The 19,355-nt window shown below is 58.2% G+C and carries 22 protein-coding genes; 3 read left to right on the plus strand and 19 right to left on the minus strand.

Annotation, left to right across the window (positions count from 1 at the left end; all coding sequences use genetic code 11):
• Positions 1–98 precede the first annotated feature (98 nt).
• Positions 99–623 (plus strand): glutathione peroxidase, encoded by a 525-nt coding sequence (locus tag K1Y02_03520; GenBank protein ID MBX7255409.1) that lies wholly within the window; start codon positions 99–101, stop codon positions 621–623.
• Positions 624–627: 4 nt separating this feature from the next.
• On the opposite strand, the gene K1Y02_03525 is transcribed toward K1Y02_03520, so the two are convergent.
• On the minus strand, positions 628–1,425 hold the full coding sequence (locus K1Y02_03525) for a phytanoyl-CoA dioxygenase family protein (protein ID MBX7255410.1): 798 nt from the start codon (positions 1,423–1,425) through the stop codon (positions 628–630).
• Between the two features lie 102 nt (positions 1,426–1,527).
• Positions 1,528–1,938, minus strand: coding sequence for a ribosomal protein L7/L12 (locus K1Y02_03530; protein MBX7255411.1), 411 nt, complete (start codon positions 1,936–1,938; stop codon positions 1,528–1,530).
• A 173-nt stretch (positions 1,939–2,111) separates the two neighbouring features.
• Between K1Y02_03530 and K1Y02_03535 the strand changes: the two genes are divergently transcribed.
• A complete protein-coding gene (locus tag K1Y02_03535; GenBank protein ID MBX7255412.1) occupies positions 2,112–3,035 on the plus strand; it encodes a glycosyltransferase family 2 protein in 924 nt (307 codons plus the stop codon).
• A 29-nt stretch (positions 3,036–3,064) separates the two neighbouring features.
• Here the strand turns inward: K1Y02_03535 and K1Y02_03540 are convergent, their stop codons facing one another.
• From K1Y02_03540 to K1Y02_03600, 13 genes are all read right to left on the minus strand, one after another.
• The gene (locus K1Y02_03540) at positions 3,065–3,490 is read right to left on the minus strand and encodes a response regulator (GenBank protein MBX7255413.1); all 426 of its coding nucleotides are present in this window, start codon (positions 3,488–3,490) and stop codon (positions 3,065–3,067) included.
• A 79-nt stretch (positions 3,491–3,569) separates the two neighbouring features.
• Positions 3,570–4,202 carry a V-type ATP synthase subunit D gene (locus K1Y02_03545; GenBank protein ID MBX7255414.1) on the minus strand — a complete coding sequence of 211 codons (633 nt, stop codon included), beginning with the start codon at positions 4,200–4,202 and terminating at the stop codon, positions 3,570–3,572.
• Between the two features lie 46 nt (positions 4,203–4,248).
• Complete coding sequence (locus K1Y02_03550) at positions 4,249–5,637, minus strand: V-type ATP synthase subunit B (protein MBX7255415.1); 1,389 nt, start codon at positions 5,635–5,637, stop codon at positions 4,249–4,251.
• Positions 5,638–5,671: 34 nt separating this feature from the next.
• Positions 5,672–6,067, minus strand: a complete 396-nt coding sequence (locus tag K1Y02_03555) for a four helix bundle protein (GenBank protein MBX7255416.1) — start codon at positions 6,065–6,067, stop codon at positions 5,672–5,674.
• Positions 6,068–6,171: 104 nt separating this feature from the next.
• On the minus strand, positions 6,172–7,944 hold the full coding sequence (locus tag K1Y02_03560) for a V-type ATP synthase subunit A (GenBank protein ID MBX7255417.1): 1,773 nt from the start codon (positions 7,942–7,944) through the stop codon (positions 6,172–6,174).
• Positions 7,945–7,992: 48 nt separating this feature from the next.
• On the minus strand, positions 7,993–8,313 hold the full coding sequence (locus K1Y02_03565; protein MBX7255418.1) for a hypothetical protein: 321 nt from the start codon (positions 8,311–8,313) through the stop codon (positions 7,993–7,995).
• On the minus strand, positions 8,306–9,295 hold the full coding sequence (locus K1Y02_03570; protein ID MBX7255419.1) for a V-type ATPase subunit: 990 nt from the start codon (positions 9,293–9,295) through the stop codon (positions 8,306–8,308). The genes K1Y02_03565 and K1Y02_03570 overlap by 8 nt, the downstream gene beginning before the upstream one ends.
• Before the next feature lie 15 nt (positions 9,296–9,310).
• The gene (locus tag K1Y02_03575; GenBank protein ID MBX7255420.1) at positions 9,311–9,901 is read right to left on the minus strand and encodes a hypothetical protein; all 591 of its coding nucleotides are present in this window, start codon (positions 9,899–9,901) and stop codon (positions 9,311–9,313) included.
• A 14-nt stretch (positions 9,902–9,915) separates the two neighbouring features.
• Entirely contained in the window at positions 9,916–10,464 is a 549-nt protein-coding gene (locus K1Y02_03580; GenBank protein MBX7255421.1) for a V-type ATP synthase subunit K, read from the minus strand.
• 59 nt (positions 10,465–10,523) lie between these two features.
• Positions 10,524–12,602, minus strand: coding sequence for a hypothetical protein (locus K1Y02_03585; GenBank protein MBX7255422.1), 2,079 nt, complete (start codon positions 12,600–12,602; stop codon positions 10,524–10,526).
• A gap of 2 nt (positions 12,603–12,604) precedes the next feature.
• Complete coding sequence (locus tag K1Y02_03590; protein ID MBX7255423.1) at positions 12,605–12,916, minus strand: hypothetical protein; 312 nt, start codon at positions 12,914–12,916, stop codon at positions 12,605–12,607.
• A gap of 150 nt (positions 12,917–13,066) precedes the next feature.
• Positions 13,067–13,465: a hypothetical protein gene (locus K1Y02_03595; GenBank protein MBX7255424.1), complete on the minus strand. Its 399-nt coding sequence runs from the start codon at positions 13,463–13,465 to the stop codon at positions 13,067–13,069.
• A gap of 138 nt (positions 13,466–13,603) precedes the next feature.
• Positions 13,604–14,299, minus strand: a complete 696-nt coding sequence (locus tag K1Y02_03600) for a methyltransferase domain-containing protein (GenBank protein ID MBX7255425.1) — start codon at positions 14,297–14,299, stop codon at positions 13,604–13,606.
• Between the two features lie 198 nt (positions 14,300–14,497).
• On the opposite strand from K1Y02_03600, the gene K1Y02_03605 reads away from it, so the two are divergent.
• Complete coding sequence (locus tag K1Y02_03605) at positions 14,498–14,731, plus strand: hypothetical protein (GenBank protein MBX7255426.1); 234 nt, start codon at positions 14,498–14,500, stop codon at positions 14,729–14,731.
• Between the two features lie 17 nt (positions 14,732–14,748).
• On the opposite strand, the gene K1Y02_03610 is transcribed toward K1Y02_03605, so the two are convergent.
• The 4 genes from K1Y02_03610 to K1Y02_03625 all read right to left on the minus strand — a co-directional run bounded on the left by K1Y02_03610 (position 14,749) and on the right by K1Y02_03625 (position 19,352).
• Entirely contained in the window at positions 14,749–16,086 is a 1,338-nt protein-coding gene (locus K1Y02_03610; protein MBX7255427.1) for an extracellular solute-binding protein, read from the minus strand.
• A gap of 70 nt (positions 16,087–16,156) precedes the next feature.
• Entirely contained in the window at positions 16,157–16,969 is an 813-nt protein-coding gene (locus K1Y02_03615; protein ID MBX7255428.1) for a carbohydrate ABC transporter permease, read from the minus strand.
• The gene (locus K1Y02_03620) at positions 16,966–17,943 is read right to left on the minus strand and encodes a sugar ABC transporter permease (protein ID MBX7255429.1); all 978 of its coding nucleotides are present in this window, start codon (positions 17,941–17,943) and stop codon (positions 16,966–16,968) included. Before K1Y02_03620 ends, K1Y02_03615 begins: the two co-directional genes overlap by 4 nt.
• Positions 17,944–18,056: 113 nt before the next feature.
• Positions 18,057–19,352, minus strand: coding sequence for a 3-deoxy-D-manno-octulosonic acid transferase (locus tag K1Y02_03625; GenBank protein ID MBX7255430.1), 1,296 nt, complete (start codon positions 19,350–19,352; stop codon positions 18,057–18,059).
• Positions 19,353–19,355: the final 3 nt, after the last annotated feature.

Genomic DNA, 19,355 nt, shown 5'->3' on the forward strand with positions numbered 1-19,355 from the left:
ACGTTAGGTCTGCATTATGCGGCATTGCCATTTTGTGCGTAAGCGCGTTGGCCCCTGCTTTGGCCGACGACTCCGCCAAATCCAACGAGGACAAGAAGATGCCCGATTCCGTGCTCGGATTCGAAGTGAAAGACATCGATGGCAACCCGGTTAAACTGGGCGACAAATACGCGGGCAAAGTCCTGCTCATCGTCAACACCGCATCGAAATGCGGCTACACGCCCCAATACGCCGACCTCGAATCACTCTATCAGAAGTACCACGACAAAGGACTCGAAATCCTGGCATTTCCGTCGAACGATTTTGGCGGTCAGGAGCCCGGCTCTGAGTCCGAAATCAAGGAGTTCTGCTCGACGAAGTTCAACGTGACGTTTCCCTTGTTTTCGAAAGTGCCCGTCAAGGGCGATGCCAAGGTTCCGCTGTATCAGTTCCTGACGGACGCCAAGACGAATCCCGCCTCTCCCGGCGAAATCAAATGGAATTTCACGAAGTTCCTCGTGGGCCGCGATGGCAAGATCGTCGCGCGCTACGAATCTTCCGTGAAACCGTCTGACGATCAGGTCACCAAGGCTGTCGAAGACGCGCTTGCCGCGAAACCCGAGGAAAAGAAAGCAGGGGCCTAGTCTCTCAAACGACGGCTTCGTTCGTAAGCGGAGCCGTTTCCGTCGACCGGATGCGCCGGCCCTTCACCATGATGTTGGGCCGGCCTTTGCTTTGCCCGGAAATCTGTGTATTGAGCGGGTCGCGGTAACCACAACGCACGAGCCTTCGCACCTTGTCGGTCGTGTTCACGTAACTGCCGTGTATCGTGAAGATGCTGAAACAGACCACATCGCCGCGCTTCGCGGGAACGGGCACGGTATCCTCCAAACGATACTCGCTTGTATTCAAGTGCGGCGTGCATTCGCCTTCTTCCGTTCGCGTGATATGAGGCAACGCGCCCGCCTTGTGCGAACCCGCCAGAAAACGGATCTCTCCGTTGGCGTGACACGTGTCATCGAGATGCACCAGCACGTCCACGTATTGCCCGTTCATATGCTCGTAGAAGGCATTGTCCTGATGCATCGGGAAAGGGTGTCCCGTCTCTGGCGGTTTGGCATGAAGCGTCGTGTGGTGCAACTCCACGTTGGGTCCAAGCAGGTCTGCCATAGCCTCCGCAAGCCGCGGATGAGTCACCGCCCGCATCCATGCATCCGAATAAAAATGCAGATCGTGGAGCGACGTCAGCTTCGACTTCTTCTCCGTAGCCGCATCCATGTACACCTTCCGCCACGGACCCGTCCAGCCCAGTTCCGTGATGGCCCATTGGTCCATCAAGAAGTCGAGGTGCTCCTCCAATTCGTCCATTTCGGACGGCGTGAACACTTCGGGAATGTGAAGGTATCCGAGTTCGTGATACGACGCAACCTGCTCGGAAGACAGCATGGCAACCTCCCACGGCAATAGTAATCATCTTACGGAATTTGGTCAGGACAGCGACCACGTAGCATAGCACGAGCGCAGGACTAGACGCGAAAGGAGTACGGGCTAGCTGCCCCCTTGTAAGCGGTCAACGTACTCCTTGGATTCCTTAAGTCCCCACTTAAGTTGGGTGTGCAGCAACCGGACGGCTTCGATCGTTTCACCTCGATCCAGCAGGCGCCGCACTTCGCGGTCGAGGTTCTCGGGAAGAGGTTCTGTGGGCAGAATTGGTTTGACACCTGAAGTCAGTCCCCGTTCAACAAAATCCTTCGCTTCGGCCAGTCCGCAACCGGAATTGTCTCGAACGACTTTTATGGCTTCGATCTTCTGTCCTTCGGCAAGCAATTCGCGGGCTTCGGCTTCTGCCTCCGGGGAAAGGGCAATCTGCGGAATTGGACGAGTGCCACTACTACCTAGACGTCGCTTAAGCAAGCCTAACACGATGTACAACACAACGATAATCGCCAGTATATACATGATGTTCATAGCTGGGTGCCTCGCGTTGTTAACGTAGTGGTCCTCGGCCCAGTTCGGCCCGCGACACTCCACGGATACTGTGGCAGCATTTGGGCGAGTATGTCCAGCAGCCGCTCCCGATGTAGGATCGTGCAAGCCTCCATGCTAGAATGCGCCGGGGGGTAACGGAGCCTATGAAAATCACCTTCGTCATACCGGTGTACAACGAGCGTGAGACTCTGGAGCCGCTTGTCGCGGGCATCACCGAGCACGTACAGCCTCACGAGCATCGCATCCTTTTTGTCGACGACGGAAGCCGCGACGGATCCTACGACGTGATGTGCGCGTTGAAGGAAAAGTACCCGTCCATCGAAGTACTCCGGCTGCGTGGCAACTTCGGCAAATCCGCGGCGTTGGCGGCTGGGTTCGCGCACGTTGACGGCGACCTCGTGTTCACCATGGATTCGGATCTGCAGGATGAGCCCAAGGAAATCCCGCGCTTTATCGAGAAACTCAACGAAGGGTACGACGTGGTATGCGGCTGGAAAGCGGTGCGTCACGATCCCTGGCACAAGACCTTTCCCTCGCATTTGTACAACCGCTTCGTGTCGTGGCTCTTTGAAGTCCCCCTGCACGACGTGAACTGCGGCTTCAAGATCTTCCGCATCGACGTCGTGAAACGCATCCAAGTCTACGGCGAAATGCACCGGCTCATCCCCGTCATGGCGCACACGCTGAATTTCCGCGTCGGCGAGATTCCCGTCGAGCATCACCGCCGCCGCTACGGCAAATCGAAATACGGGTTCGAGCGCTTCTCTCGCGGCGCCATCGACGTGATTACCATGTGGTTCCTGCGCCGCCATTCGCAGGCTCCCGCGCACTTCTTCGGCAAACTCGGGTTCTGGCAGTTCGCCGGCGGGGCGCTGGCCATCCTGATCGGAATCATCTCGTGGTTTGTGTGGTCGCAGGCGGCCGGAGCCGGACTCTGCGCGGCGGGCATGGTGGTCTGTTCAACGGGCACATTGACGGTGAGCCTGGGCTTGCTCGCGGAATTGGTGCTGCACCACTTCGTTCGCATTGATCCCACGGTCTACATCGCGGAAAACAACGGCTCCTGATCCGGTGCAAATGACAGGCTGACGCCGGACTACGCCTTCTTTGAACCCCGCGTGTTGACGTCTTCCCACCAATCTTCCCGGGAGAGGGCCTGCCAGTAGGCTTGCTCGAAAATGCGCGAGAATTTGCGCAGGCTGAACGGCTTTGGAATGTAGCCGTCCGCACCCGCCTGCAGCGCTTCCTGAATGGGGTGCGCGTCGTCGTACGCGGTCATCAGAATGATGCCAATGCGCGGGTAAGTCTTGCGGGTCTCGCGCAACAGCTCAAACCCATTCATGCCCGACATGTTGATGTCGCTTACCAGAAGGTCGTATTCAGCCGCCCGCAACGCCGCTAAGGCCTCAGCCCCGTTGGAGCAGGTGCGCACCGCATATCCGCATGTCTCCAGGTAGCCCCCAAGAAGCTCTGGAATCTCAGGGTCATCATCGACGACTAATATGCGGAGGTGTTTGATCATTCGCTCTTGGCACAACCTCAGAGTCTTGCTCGTGAACATTTTGCGCCAGCGCCCGTTCGCGCTTGGTTCAAAATGCGGGCTAGGCGCCCTGCGCCAGCCGCTGCTCCTTTATCTTCATCAACCTGCTTGTGTTGGAACGCTCCATTTCGTCCAACTTGCTCTTAATGTACTTGATGGTCTCGGTCATGCGGGGTATGAACGTATGCTCCAAAGCGTTCACCCGCCGCCTCGTCTTCTCAATCTCTTCGCACAACAGACGCACGGTCTGCTCCAACTCCGCCATCTTCAGCAGCGTCGGGAGAAAGTCTTTCAGATCGTCTATGGCTGTGTCCAGTTCGAGGGGCGTGTGAATTCGCGAGTATCCCCCGGTGGATTTCCCGAACGAGACTTCCAAGTGCGGAATCACCACGCTCATGATGCGCCGCGGCTTCTGCACCAGTTCCAACTCTTGTTTCGTCCGTTCGAGCGCGTCTTCGATGACTACTCGCGACGACGTCACTTCCGCCAACACGAATAGCTTGAGTACCTGGGGCAAATCCGCATCGACCGCAAGCCGGGCTTCCTTGTACGCCTTCGCAAGCTGCATGAATTCCTTCATCAGCCCGTCCAGCTTGTCTTTCAGCAGCTTGTGCCCGCGCATGGCCACGGCCAGTCTGCGCCGCAGCCGGAGCAACTCCATACGAGTCGGATTTACCGCTAAACGCGTTGCCATAATCCCTTACGTCCTAGCTCCTCTATCCCGGTGCCCGGTTCGGCGCTTACGCGCTCGCCTTCCCGTTCGGGTGATACTTCTCGATCCAAGCATCGCGCACGCGCTTGAGTTCGCCGCGCGGCAACAGCGCCAACAAATTCCATCCAATCGCGAGACTCTCTTCAATCGTGCGGTTCTCGTCTTCACGCTGAGTCACGAACTTCGCCTCGAACTCGTCGGCAAACTTCACAAACAACAAGTCCGTCTCGCTCAACGCGGATTCGCCCAACACCACCGCGAGTTCTTTCGCGTTCTTGCCGCGCGCATACGCGGAATAGAGCTGATTCATCACGTCCGCATGGTCTTCGCGCGTCTTGCCGTTGCCGATACCCTTGTCCTTCAATCGCGACAGCGAAGGAAGCACGTCCACCGGCGGGTAGATACCCTGCGTGTGAATCGGGCGGCTCAGGATAACCTGACCTTCTGTGATATAACCCGTCAGGTCGGGAATCGGGTGCGTCTTGTCGTCTTCCGGCATGGTCAACACCGGAATCTGCGTGATCGAACCGCCCTTGCCCTTGATGCGGCCCGCGCGTTCGTACAGCGTCGAAAGGTCGGTGTACAAATAGCCCGGATATCCGCGGCGGCCCGGCACTTCCTTGCGCGCGGCGGAAATCTCGCGCAGCGCTTCGCAGTAGTTGGTCAGGTCCGTGAGGATAACCAGCACGTGCATGTCTTTCTCATACGCGAGGTATTCGGCGGCAGTCAGCGCCATGCGCGGCACCGCGATACGTTCGATGGGCGGGTCATCCGCAAGATTCATGAACAACACGGCGCGCTCGAGGGCGCCCGTGCGGCGGAAGTCCGCGATGAAGAATTCGGATTCTTCGAACGTGATGCCCATGGCCGCGAAAATCACGGCGAACTTCTCGCCGCTCTTCAGCGTTGTGGCTTGCCGCGCGATCTGCGCCGCAAGCCGCGAATGCGGCAAACCGGACGCGGAGAAAATGGGCAACTTCTGCCCGCGCACCAACGTGTTCAGCAAGTCAACCGTCGACACGCCCGTCTGAATGAATTCGTTGGGATAGTCGCGCGCAAACGGATTCATCGGGCTGCCGTTGATGTTCAACCACTTCTCGGGAATCAGCGCGGGTCCATTGTCGATAGGCCGGCCGAATCCGTCGAACACGCGGCCCAACATGTCTTGCGACACGCCGAGTTCGATGCCCTTGCCAAGAAACTTGACGCGCACCTCTTTGGGCGACAGTCCGCTCGTTCCTTCGAACACCTGCACCATCGCCTTGTCGCCGTTGACTTCCAACACGCGACCGCGACGGATGTTCCCGTCGTCCAACTTGATGTCCGTCAGCTCGCCATACGTGATTCCTTCCACGCCTTCCACAAGGATAAGCGGACCGATGACTTGCCGGACTGTGCGATACTCTCTGGTAACCAATTCTTGACTCCCAAGCTATTTTGGATTTTAGATTTTAGATTTTGGATTTTAGATTGACGAGCCTTTTGGACTCCGTCAGCAGACCGCGTTTCAACGTCTTTATGGATGCCACTGTCATCGCCAGTATCTCATTTGTCTCGTCAATTAGCGGTTGAAGTCGCTTACCAGATACGATTCCCGACTCGACTAACAACTCCAACCAATAAACCGTCTCGTCTGCTTCCTCTTCCACAATGGCCAACTTCGCCGCAATGTCCGCGCGGCTCTTCGCGCGACATGCTGCACGATAATTGGCGCCTATCGAAGTGCCCGAGCGCACAACTTGCCGCCCTATCACTCCGGCAGTTCCTGTTCGTCCAAGCGATTCAACTAACGCGATTACCCTGAGCGCGAGTTTGCGAGTCCGTTCTTTGAACTGCTCCTCTGTCACTCTTTCCAGGGCCTTCCTAATACTAGCCGTACCCTACAAAGTCATCCGAAATCCGGGCATCAACTCTCTTCAATCTAAAATCCAAAATCCAAAATCCAAAATCATCAGACTCTCGGCAGCGCCTTAATCTCTTCGGTGATGTTGGATTCTAGGACGGCAAAATCAGCGAGCTTGTCTTCCGGAATTAGTTTCGCGCGCGCGATCTCGTCAAGCGCTTTCAGGCTCAGCAACGCGTTCAGCGCTACGCCTTCCTTCAAGCCGGCGCGCGCTTCCTTGTAGTAATGCTGGATGACCTGCAAGATACGCATTTGCTTCTTCAACGACGTGTAACTGTCGCGCTCGTCGAATGCGTTTTGGTGCAGGAAGTCTTCGCGAATCATTTTCGCCGCCTGCATCAAAAGGCGATCCTCCACCGCCAGCGCGTCGATACCCACAAGGCGCACCAACTCTTCCAACTCGGCTTCGCGCTGCAGAATGGCCATCGCCTGCCTGCGAACGCCTTCCCACGCCGCGTCCACTTTTTCGTTCGCATATTCATCGATCGTGTCTTGGTACAGCGAATACGACGTGAGCCAGTTGATCGCTGGGAAGTGGCGTGCAAACGCAAGTTTGTCGTCCAGACCCCAGAACACCTTCACCACGCGCAGCGTGGCCTGCACGACCGGCTCGGACAAGTCACCGCCGGGAGGCGACACCGCGCCGATCAGCGACAACGAACCGGGACGCTTGTCCGATCCAACGCAAACGACGTTGCCGGATCGTTCGTAGAAACTCGCAATACGCGAGCTGAGATACGCGGGATAGCCTTCTTCACCGGGCATTTCCTCGAGGCGGCCCGAAATCTCGCGCATAGCCTCGGCCCAACGGCTGGTCGAGTCGGCCATCAGCGCCACGGAATACCCCATGTCGCGGAAGTACTCGGCAATCGTAATGCCCGTAAACACGCTCGCTTCGCGCGCGGCCACCGGCATATTCGATGTATTCGCAATCAGCACCGTGCGCTCCATCAGCGGCTCGCCGGATTCGGGGTCCTTCAAGTGCGGGAATTCCATAAGCACGTCGGTCATTTCGTTGCCGCGTTCGCCGCAGCCGACGTATACGATGATACGTGCATTGGACCACTTCGCGAGCTGATGCTGCACCACGGTCTTGCCGCTTCCGAAAGGTCCCGGAACGCATGCCGTCCCGCCTTGTGCGAGCGGAAAAAACATGTCAATCACGCGCTGACCCGTCACCAAAGGCTGCGACGGCGGCAGCTTGCTTGCCACGGGCCGGCCGTAACGCACCGGCCAGCGCTGCACCATGGTCACCGGGCGCGCACCCGACGCAGTCTCAATGACAGCCACCTCGGTATCGACATTGCCCGTAACCGCCGCAATGCGGGTAACGGAACCGGATACACCCGGCGGAACCATAATCTTGTGAACCACAAGCTTGCTCTCGACGACCGTTCCTAGCACGTCGCCGGGCGCGACCTTGTCGCCGGTCTTGGCAACCGGTTCGAACTTCCACTGAACCGCGCGATCGAGAGCGGGCCGTTCCGCGCCGCGCACGATGAAATCGCCAAAGTCTTCCGCCAGCTTGTCGAGCGGCCGCTGCACGCCGTCATAGATGGATTTGATGAGACCCGGCCCAAGCTCCACGCTCAGCGCTTCTCCGGTGCGGAACACCGGTTGTCCGGGCCCGATCCCTTCCGTCTCTTCGTACACCTGAATCGAGAACTCGTCGCCGCGAATTTCGATGATCTCGCCGAACAGCCTCGGTTCACCCACGCGCACCATCTCATACATGCGCGCGCTGCCAAGTCCCGTGGCGACCACCAATGGTCCGGATACCTTGACGACCACTCCTTGATTGACGTCTGTCGCTACCGCCATTTCCGTTCTTGCTCCAATCGCTTCACAAGCGCTCTTGCTCTCGAATTCTTAGTCTTTGCCCAAGATATCCACGCCGATGGACTTTTCCACGGACTTTTTCATCTCATTGAAGTTCGTATGCTTGCTGCCTTCGTGCGTCGGAATCACCGTCAGAATGGCCTTGCTCCGTTCGCGAAACAGGTCCAACGCCTGAGGCGTCTCCTCGGCCATGCTTTCCGTAACAAGCACCAGGGCCACCTCGGGATCGCGCGATAACGTTCCCAGCTCATGCAAAAGTGCCGCGCCGTCCTTGCACGCGATCACCTCAAAACCTACGCCCTTGAACCCGAGAATGAGGTGTTTTTCTCCCAATGCAACCGCTTTAGACATGGTATGCTCGCAAACGCCGCCGCAGCAGTTCGCTGTCGATTCGGCTCAGACGGCCGCACACGGCCAGTTTCAGGTTATACACATCCGCATCCAGCGCGCTGAGATACGAGAACACACGCTCAGGTCCCGCTACTTGATAGCGGCCGAGACTTGCCAACGTCGTCAACGCATTCGCCGATGCCAGGTCGAAGTGCTGGATGCGCTCGGTCTTGGGCATTTCCAGCGCTTCGCGCAACCGATCCGCAATCGCGAAAGGCAGCACAGCGGGCCAATTCTCCGCTGCCCCAGCCTCAATCAAGCGTTCGACGGTCTCACCAACTCCATCCAGCGGCAACACACACTGTCGAAACTCCGAAACCGGCACTCCCTGCTCCAAGCCGCGCCACAGCGCGAGCATGGCGCGCACCAACACGTACTCGCGTATGCTCTCGGTCACAAGTTCAACGTCCGCGGCGGTCGCAATCGCCAGCAAATGACGCAAAAAAACACCGTCCATCAGCAAATCGAGTTGCGCGTCGAAATTCTCGGCCTGCGACCGTTCCCACACCTCTTGAACCGATTCCTTCGTGGGCGACTCAACGCTTCCCAGGTCGCCCGCGGCAATCTGCGCCAGTTCCTGCGCGCTCACCGCGCCCGGCGCAAACGGAAAGTCCGAACGGCGAAGAATCGCGCGCTTCAAATTGAGGTAATCGCGCTGCAAAAGAAACAGGTTCGCAATATGGGGACTCGGACAGTCGTTCCGAATCGACACGACCTCGTCGTGGAAATAGGCATCGATGATGGCGCTCCAATCGTTCCACGCCGCGCCCGATGTCACGTGGTCGCGCAACGGCGTGTCTTGAAGCTGACGCAGCATGTCCTCGATGCGCGTCTGCGACAGAAGCCCCAAAAAGAACTCGTGCGACAACAGCTTGCCTTCCAGCACGCTGATTCGTCCGCACGCGAAACCCCACGCGGGCTGATGTTCCGATATGGCAATCACGGCGCTTGAGCCTCGCTATTCATGAAGAATCTCCGCGCCTATTTCGGGAGCCAGGGCATACTCCATGTCGCCAAGGATCGCATCCAGCGTCTGATCCACTTCGTACGCCTTGCTGACAAAGATGAACCCGCCCCGCTTCTCCAGCGGCGCGCCGTCGTCGATGGTGACTCGGCTGTCTGCGGACCGCGATGCATTCCATGCCGCCAACAGCTTGTCGAAGACGGGCTTGTCTTGCGGGTGCACCCGAAGCCGCCCGCCGTCCTTTCCGGCTGTCCGCGTCAATCGGCGTGCCATAACAGCTTCATACTTGTCCGCGGGCAGTTCCAGAATCCGCTTGCCCGCCTCCTCAAACACACCCGCCAACAACGCGTTGCGTTTCTCCAGAAGCTGCTTGGATTGCGCGCCCTTCGCCTGCAACAACTGCCGCGCGGCGCTTTCTTCGGCCGCGCGCACCGCCAACTGCTGTCCTTGCTCCGCTTCATGCCGGAAGGCATCCACTTCGCGCGCGACACGATCGCGCGCGGCTTGTTCCGCCGCTTTCACGATCTTTTCGGCTTCGTGGCGGGCCGCCTCCAGAACCGATTTCTCTATGTTGGTAAACGTCACGATCTGAAGTCCTATTATGCGGCGGGCTTGAGGTATTCAAGCACGTTCACAGGCAGTTCGGGCGGATTCGCGCCGGGATTGGTCAGCCACATGATAAGGAGAATCGAAGCCAACAGGGCCACCACGGCGTAGGTCTCGACAAGCGCCGGGAACAACAAAGCCTGGCCGGACTTGTCGGGATGGCGTCCCGTAAGCGCAATACCGGCCGCGGATGCCTGCCCCTGGTTGATCGCGCTGACGTATTGCACAAGTCCCGCCAGCGCGCCCACAAACAACAGCGCAATGCCCGTGCTCGGCGTGATGATGATCTTGCCTGCCATGAGACCGGTTCGAATGGCCATCATGATGGCGATGATGAACCCGTAGAATCCCTGCGTGCCGGGAAGCGCCACCATGATCAGCAGCTTGCCGAACAGATCCGGTTTCTCGCTCAGCACGCCGGTCGCCTGCTGCGACGCAATATAGATTCCTTTGGCTGACCCGCAGCCTCCCAGACCAAAGGCGAAGGCCGCGCCGGCAAGCGCAAGTCCGCGCGCCACTTCTATCGACATTTGGTAATCCATCGTCAACTCCTCCTCGCCGGCTCCGTTGGGCCAGTTATATTGCTTCGTATTCGAAAAAATCAGCCCCTCGTCTTGGGGGTCAAAACCTTCATCTGATATTCGGGCGAATCGAATCCCATCGGCCGGAACGGCTTCGTTCCTCCCGAATAGAATCGCCCGAACATTTCAACCAGAATCAAACGCATCGAGTGCACGAATGCGCCCAACAAACTTATGGCGAAATTGAATACATGTCCAAACACCAGCACCACCACAAACAAGACCACGCCCACCACCGGGATCGACCGCACGATATCGGCGACCATGTTGACGCACATGGCGACGATGCCTGTCGTGAGACCCAGCGCCAGCAAGCGGCAGTAGGAAAGCGTGTCGCCGATAAACGCCGCACACCCGTAGCTCCCCAGGATTCCGTAGATGCTGACGACTCCCGTTATGGCGCGCCCTGCAATCCCGCTCTCTTCGCGTCCTTGCGTCAGGACCAGCCCTATTGCGCCGCCAAGGAACAGAATCGCCCCAATCTTGGGCACAATCGCCGGCAACGGCGCCATGAATGCCGCGATCAACAGCACGAGCCCGGGCAGCGCAACCATCCACAACAAACCATCGAACAGCGCCCCGGCCCAATCCCTTTTCTTGATCGACCCGTGCATCTTCAGCGCAATGCCGAACATCTGATTCAGCACGCCAATAAACAGCGCGATCACCAGCATCACAACCGGCTCCTGAAGCGGGTCAAGAAGCATCGTCTTCTCTTTTAACTTCAGAATGGGGTTGCCTTCACCAAGATACTGCGGCGCATACAAATCTCCGAACCAGGAGCCAAGAAGAGCGCCGCAAACCGTTGTGAATACGCCCGCGTATAAGAGAAGCTTCGCGAAGTTGTAAACGGAATCGTAAGCGCGCGCCTTGTACGCAATGTATGCGCCCAAAGCAGTCAGCATCAGACCATAGCCAACGTCGCCAAAACAGATTCCGAAGAACAGCAGGAACGGCCATATGATGAACGGCGACGGATCGAAATCGTCGTACGCGGGAAATCCAAAAAGATCGATCAGCATCCGAATCGGGCGAATGAGCGGTGGCAGCGTGATACTGACGGGAACGGCTTCACCCGGAGCCGGATCCTCCACCAACAACGACGCCTCCGGATGCGCATGCTGCAGCGCTTGCTCAAGTTTCGGCAGGTCGGCGGCCCGCGTGAATCCTGTTACCACGTGAACCCACCGGCTGTCCGCGCAAAGCCCCGCCGCGACAGACCGCCGCCGGATACTGTCCCAATAGGCTTTGAGCGTCTGCAACGAACGGCGATATTTCGCCAGCTCCTCGACGCGCGCCCGCGTTGCGGCGACGCGCTCCTCGCTGGCCGACAGATCGGCGCTCAACTCACGAATGCGGTCGCGCACTTTACCATGTACGTCAGGCAGCGTAATCTCTTCGAAACCACAGTCACCAAGATTCCGGCGCACCGTATCTTCATCGGCGACCAGGCACGCAACTACGAGATAGGTGTGTCCTTTGCGTGCCGCCTTGGGTGGCAAGCTTGGAGCATCCTTGCGAGACGCAGTGCCAAACAACACCGTTTCCCACACCGCCAGCGACCCCAGCTCCGAGTTGGCTGACAGCGATCCCAGCGCCGGAGTGGGAACGGAACCGTATATCAATCGCACCCGCTTGGGCCGAGTCAGGTCCGTCACCTGGAAAGGCAAGGCCTCGAACGGCAACAAAGTCTCGACTAGTGACCGTATTTCCGCTTCACGCCGCAACGTGCGCTTGTAGGCTTCCTCCAGCTCGTTCGCTTCCGCGTGTACCGCATCCAAATTGAACGAATTGACCGCGTGGTCCAGTTCGGATGCTTCAATGAGCATCGGCAACGGGGTCAACCCTTCGACAAACCCCTTCTGCTCCGGCACAAACTCGTCGATAAGCGCAAGAATCGCCGTGATCTTCGCCAATTGCTGATCGCAATCCTTGGTCGAAGACTCGTGATGCTTCAACGGGACATCATCCGCCACGCCGTGTGCGTCAAGGGTATCGACCAGTTCGACCGTCCCCAGCCCGTGAAGCGTCTTGCAGAGACGCGAAGCCGCGTTCCGGGGGCAGGCAATCGAGATCTTCTTCATCCGATCGATGGCCATGGTCAATCCTCAAGAAACGCGTGAACGATGCGATCGGCCTGCTTCGGGATGACCTGAGCGGCAATCTGGTCCAATCGCGCGAGGGCTGCGGAGTGTTCCGACTTTATGCGCGCAAGGTCCGCCGCCAGTTGCTCCTCGATGGCGGCGCGCTGCGACTCTGTCTTTGCCTTCGCGGCCATATCGATTTCGTGGCGCTGCTTATCAATCTCTTCAGACGCGCGTTGACCGATGCGGTCTGCCTCTTTGCGTGCGTCCGACAAGACCTGATCGGCTTGTGATTCCAGCGCTAGCACGTTATCTATAAGCGATGTCATGACTCAGTCCTCGTTCAGGCGAGAAGAATCCGGAGGGCGGTCCGCCGGTCTTCAACCGTTGGATGCAAGACTCCTATGCCGACCATCGTGGAAATTCTCGTGCTACCGCCGTGGTGTGTTCGAGTCGGAATTCAGTCCCGAGGAATCCGCCTATCGAACGGTAGTCTGACCTGAGGGTTTACCGCGAAGTGTCAAATACCCCACTACAATCATTACAACATAATTGAGGAACAGCCCCGCAACGGCGCCCAATATGCCGTGATAGGTGGACCGATCAAAGGTATACGCACTCACGAATACCAGTGCGTAAATCCCCATTCGACCTACCGTGCCTCGATAGATAACAGATGTTAACCGAGCCGGGGGCGTGGAAGCAAATCGAGAGGCGCTCCGAGCCATCAGATAGAGTCCAAAACCGGCCCCGGCCGACCCGAGTGCCGTTCCCTTGGCTGCCGCCGGACTTACCAGAAGAGCGAGAAGGGTAGCAACAATCCCGGCTGCCAGTGAGCCTGCCGCCATGGCCCTTCCAAATCGCCTAATGTCGTGCACGGGGACTCCTGCGATGCCGGGTTGGGACCACTTACGACGGCATTCTGGCGGAGCGTACCACGCGCGCCCCCCCGATGCAATGGGTTTTTGCGGTGGAATTCAACAAAACGCACGTCTTACACCGAGGCAAACCCTTACTCAGCAAGACTTAACGCAGTGATACTCGGCGAAAAGGCCGCTGGGATTCTCCGCTCGCAGAATCTCGAACCCCGCCTGCCTGAGCAAGCCCTCCATAATCCAATCGTAGGTGCTGAACTCCTGCCGCACGTGCCGCGCGGCCTCGGTCCTCATATTGGGAAAACTGGATGCCATGCGCTCGAAGCACATTTCCGGCGTCTCGTCTCCGCGCAAAGCGAACACGACATCTCGCAACACAAACTGCCCCTTACACTTAAGAACCCGCGGCACGTTCCGGAGCGCTACCAGCTTCCACGCGTCGGGCAGGTGATGGAGTGCCGCGCCAGACACCACGGCATCGAACGTCTCCTCGGGGAAGTCCATGGTCAGAAACCCCGCGTGACGCGTCTCGACCGATGGCAGGTGCTCCTTTTCCAGGCATCCCCGCAGGTATTCAAGCATTATCTCCGAAACGTCAACGGCGGTAGCCTGCAACCCGGCTGCGGCCGCTGCTCGAACAAATCGCCCGGTACCGCAACCAATTTCCAATACCGCCGCGCCGGGCTGCAACGCCAGCGCGGAAAGCATCCCGCGGTTCTCGGAATCAACATCACGAAAGCCCGCCATCCGCTGGTCGTAAGCTTCCACTTCCGCCAAGTCGGCATAGTCGGTGCCGATCTGTTGCATCTCGTTCCAGTGCCAATCCGGGTACTGCATAGAACGTCTCCATACGCAGCGGCCTTGACCGCGCGTTTCATCCCTCCCAGTATGGACAGGATATGCCTACTTTTCCGCAGCCGACTCCCGTAAATCAAGCTCCTGCAATTCACAAAAGGCTTGACGCGGTGCTTGCCCCCCTCCTATTCTTACGGGGACGGAGCCAATCACTGGGTCAAGGGAATGGGAGTTAGTTCAGTGAGCGATGAAAGTCGTCCCGGGTTTTACAAAGATCAATTTGGGGAATGGCAGAAGGATCGGCGACGCAGTCCCGATCGAAGAGGTGGACACGGCCATCAGTCGCTGAGCCACCACGATCGGCGGACGATGAAACGCCGCAAATCTGACCACGACATCCTCGAGCGCGAAACCAAAATGCAGATCGAGGAGGCGTTGGAAGAGTTTGCAGCGGAACACGAAGGACAGGTGTAGCGAACGGAGCCGAAGTCTCAGCGGGAAGCCAGTGCGGAAGTAGCCTGCGCTTGCAGGTCTTGAGCCGCCTGTTTCCCGCTTTTCATTTTAGACAAAACCGCGCTTTCTGCCCGTTCTACCAAGGCCCGCACTTCCTGCCATCCCGCGAGATTAGGCTCGGCCTTGGCATATTGCAGACAATCGAATGCCGCTCGGTTGTACGGCCACTGCTCCCAGTGCTTTAGGATGTCGGGATGGTTGGCTGCCGACTTGCGAATGGGCACATACCCGGACGCCAGAGCCCAACGCACACCCACATCGCGCGACGTGAAGTACTTCACAAATCCCCACGCTACCTTCTGCTGCTCTTCCGTCGTCTTGAAAATGCATATATTGGGGCCGTAGAGCACCGTCTTCGGGTTCGCCGGGTCCGCTTGCGGGATCATGGCCATGCCCCAATCGTTGGGTCGCGCCGCCATGAGCATCTGCGTGTAGGGCTTGTGGCTGCTGGACCTGAAGAAGAACGCTACCTCGTCGTGCGCAAAGTCCTCTCGATCGAAGTACGACCCAGGCTGAATCTGGTAGGCCAGACCCTCTTTGGCAAGCGTCTCCAGAAGCTCAAAGGTCTTAATGGCCGCCGGGGAATCGTACAACAGCCTCGTGCCGTCTGTAACCTGCCCTCCCATGCTGAAGATCCAGCCATCCACCGTGGAACAATCCACGCTAATGGCGTAAGCATGCTTGCCTGTCTTCGCCTTGATCTGGCGGCACTGGTCGAGGAACTCGTCCCAAGTCTTCGGAGGTTCGGTAATTCCCGCCTTGGCAAGCACAGCCTTGTTGAAATACATCATGAGCACGCTCTTGCACAGGGGAAAGCTATACATCTTGTTGCCAAGCTGGGCAAATGTGTTGGTCTCGATAACGCTCGGGAAGAAGTCCTCGAATTCCTCTTTGGCGAATCCAATTTCGGGATCGTGCACGTAGTCATCGAGCGCGATTGCTGCCCCGCTTGCCGCGTATTCGGCGGTCATGCTCTCGTAGGATACGGCCATTCCGGGAAGCTCGCGCGCCTGGATGCTGAGCGACACCTTGCGGTACAAATCGTTGTACTCGCCCAGATACTCAACCTTGAGCGGAAGCCCCTGTCTGCCAGCATTGAATTCGCCGGCAATCTGAGTCATCAAGTCGGCCGTTTCCATCGTCTGGCGGTCCCAGAACACAACGGCATTGGGATCGATGGGCGCAAAGACGCGTCCGGATGCGTTCCCGCCCACGCCGGCATCGGCGCCGGAGTTGCTGACAGGCTGGTCCCCGCACCCGGCCAGCCCGAAGGCGGCTATCGTCAGAATCGCGGCAGTGACGAGTTGCTTTCGCATGGACTATCCTGGATTCCTTACACCCACGCACGAACACTGGCTGTATCGTGTGCAGTTGCGAGACGTGCGACTAACCCTTAATCCCGGCGCTCAGTGAGCTTTCAAGGAAATACTTCTGTGCGGCGAAGTATAGCGCCACCGTCGGAAGGATGACAATCGCAGCCGCGCACATCAGCAGATTCACCTTAACGCCCGCTTCCCCGAAGAACACGGTCAGCCCATACTGCACCACGCGCATGTCGCGATCGCTGGTCACGACAATCGGCCACATCAGCGCATTGTAGCTGCTCAGAAACGCAAACAACGCCACCGTTACCGCCGTAGGCTTGATCAGCGGCGTAGCGATCCAAGTCAGAAAACGCAGGTGTCCGCAGCCATCAACCGTGGCCGCGTCGTAATAGTCGCCGGGCAGAGACATGAACGACTGACGGACCAGGAATATCGAAAACGCATTGGCGCACCAGGGTATGATCAGCGCCCCGTAGGAATTGTATAAATCCAGCGATCGTATTAGCAGGAAGTTGGGTATGAGCGTGACTTCAAACGGGATCATCATGGTAGCGAGGATGATCCCGAATACCACCTGCCGTCCCGGGAAGCGGAGCCGGGCAAATGCGTATCCTGCCAGTATCGAAGTCACAACAACGGCGGCCGTCACCGAGAAGGCCACGACAAACGAATTGTAGAAGTAGATCTTGAAGGGGGCTTCCTCGAACGTCTGGCGTGGATTCTGCCACTGCCACACTTCCGGAAAGAGAGAAAGCGTAGACGAACTGGCCTCGCTCATGGTCTTGAATGCGGTTCCAATCATCCACACGAACGGAAACGTGGTAACAATCGCCCCGCTCGCGAGCAGCAGCAATATGATCCCCTTGCGTATCATCCGTAATGCACCCTGCGCCCGATCAAACGCCACTGAATCAGCGTCAAGGCAACAATGCCGATACACATCAGCACCGCGATAGCCGCTCCGTATCCGTAATTGTTCATCTCGTAGAGTTGCGCGAAGATGTATACGACCAGATTCTGGGTATCCTCGCTGCGCGCCGTGTTTGTCAATGCGTAGAAGCTATTGAACGACTGAAAAGCCTTGATCGCTCCCACAACGGACAAGAAGAAGAATGTTGGAGACAGGAGCGGAAAGATAATGCTCCGAGTCACTTGCCAACGGCTTGCGCCGTCGATAATCGCCGCCTCCTCCAATTCACGCGGAATCGCGGTAAGACCAGCGAGGAAAATGACGATCATGAATCCGCTGGCGTGCCAGATATCAAATACGATGACGCATGACAACGCCAGACTTGGGCCAACCGTCGGCGGTACATAGCCGCCCGTAAGGAGATGCAGCACGCCGCGCGGTTCCGTCAACCAGGCTTGCGGACTCAATCCAATAGAAATAAGCAACGAGTTGATGAAGCCGCTTTGCGTGCGCAGCAGAATGCGCCAAACGGTCGCTACGGCAACCACGGAAGTCACGTACGGCAGGAAATACAGCGTCCGGAAGAGACCACGCCCCCGGCCCAGCCGAAACAGCATCATCGCGACAATGAAGCTGAAGAGCATCGTGAGTGGAATTGTCCCGAGGGCATAGTAGATGGTTACCGTGAGGCTGCGCCAAAACTCGGGGTCATGCCACGCGCGCGCGTAGTTGGCCGCGCCAATGAACACGTCATCGCGAACGTTGCGCAGGCTGAGGTACACCGCGTAGCCCAGTGGATAGATGCCGAACACACCCAATATCAGAAGTGTGGGGCTGAGCAATACGCCCGCAATCACGGCGTCTCGCGAGCGGCGTCCCCGGATAGCATCGAAGACATTGTCAATGAAGGATAGAACCCGGTCGAGTGCGATCGCCATGATACGGTGCGCTGCGACGAGAACAGCGATCACAGTCAATATTATCAGGGCGTTGAAAGGGATACCCACGTCTTTCCTCGCATCGGCCACGTCACACAAATCATCTTCATCTTCTACGCAGGACGAGTGGACTTCAACAGAACTTCGGAGAGAAGACCAACCGTTCGCGCGACGGCTCCCTGATTCGCAACGATCGCCTCGCGGCTTCGTTCGCCCATTGCCCTTCGCCGCTCGGGAGATTGCAGTAAATCCCTCAACGTGCCCGGCAGTTCCTCGGGCGCTTGCACCTGCACCGCGCCGCCGCACTCTGCCAATACTCGGGCTGGATCGGGGAAATTGCTCATATACGGTCCGAATACCGTGGCGACTCCGAGCGCGGCCGGTTCAAGCGGATTGTGCCCATTAACCCCAGGATAGAAACTGCCGCCAACTACGGCCACGTCCGCCAGCGAGTAGAATGCGACCAGTTCCCCAAGCGTATCCACCGCAATGATACGCTCTCCCCCCGGCGTAGCGCCTTCCTTCGCGCGCGATCGGCGCAGTATCGGTTCATTGAACGGGCTTAGTGCCTCCTCGATACGCTTTGCGTGACGCGGCGCGATGACCAGCTTCAAGGCGGGGAACTCCCCTCGGAGAGCCTCCCAACACGTCGCCGCGAGTGCTTCATCTCCGGGACGCGTGCTGCCAAATACGAGCACCTGATCGGTAGCCGCAATTCCGCACGCCGCGCGCAATCCGTCTCGCACCTCCGACGGGACCTCCATCGTCGTGCCGTCGAACTTGACGTTTCCTGTCACGTGCGCCGCTTCAAGGGGCAAGCCTAGGCTTACGAGTCGCTCGGTATACGCCGCATTCTGTGCCCCGGCCGCGGCCACGCGAGATAACGTGTCGCGAAACAGCCTTGGTGCGCGCCGATAGCGGCGGAAGTGCTTGTCGCTAATCCGCGCGTTGACCATCACAACAGGGACTCGCCGCCGATGCGCTTCACGAATGACGTTGGGCCACAACTCGGTCTCGATCAGAACAAGCATTCGAGGTCTTGCCGCGGAATAGAAGCGCCGGACAGCTATGGCATGGTCGAATGGGAACCAGGCTATCGGCGTGTCAGCGAATGACTCCCTGGCCAGCGCCATGCCGGTCACGGTCGAGCACGTCAATAGAATCGCGGTCTCCGGCATGGCCTCTTTGATGGCCGGAATGAGACGCTTCGCAACGTTGACTTCACCGACGCTGCACGCGTGCAGCCAAATCGGCGAGGTCCCTACGAGTGGCACTCTCGGCGAAAACCGGGCCAGAAGAGGACGGTTCCTTCGTTGCACGGCGAGCCATACGGCGCCCGCGGGCGCCGCACACGTCAACGCAATGTCGTAGAGCAATTGCCTCATAGATGCAAGAAGGGCGGTTTCCATCGC

The organism is Candidatus Hydrogenedentota bacterium (assembly GCA_019695095.1).
GTDB lineage: Bacteria > Hydrogenedentota > Hydrogenedentia > Hydrogenedentales > SLHB01 > JAIBAQ01.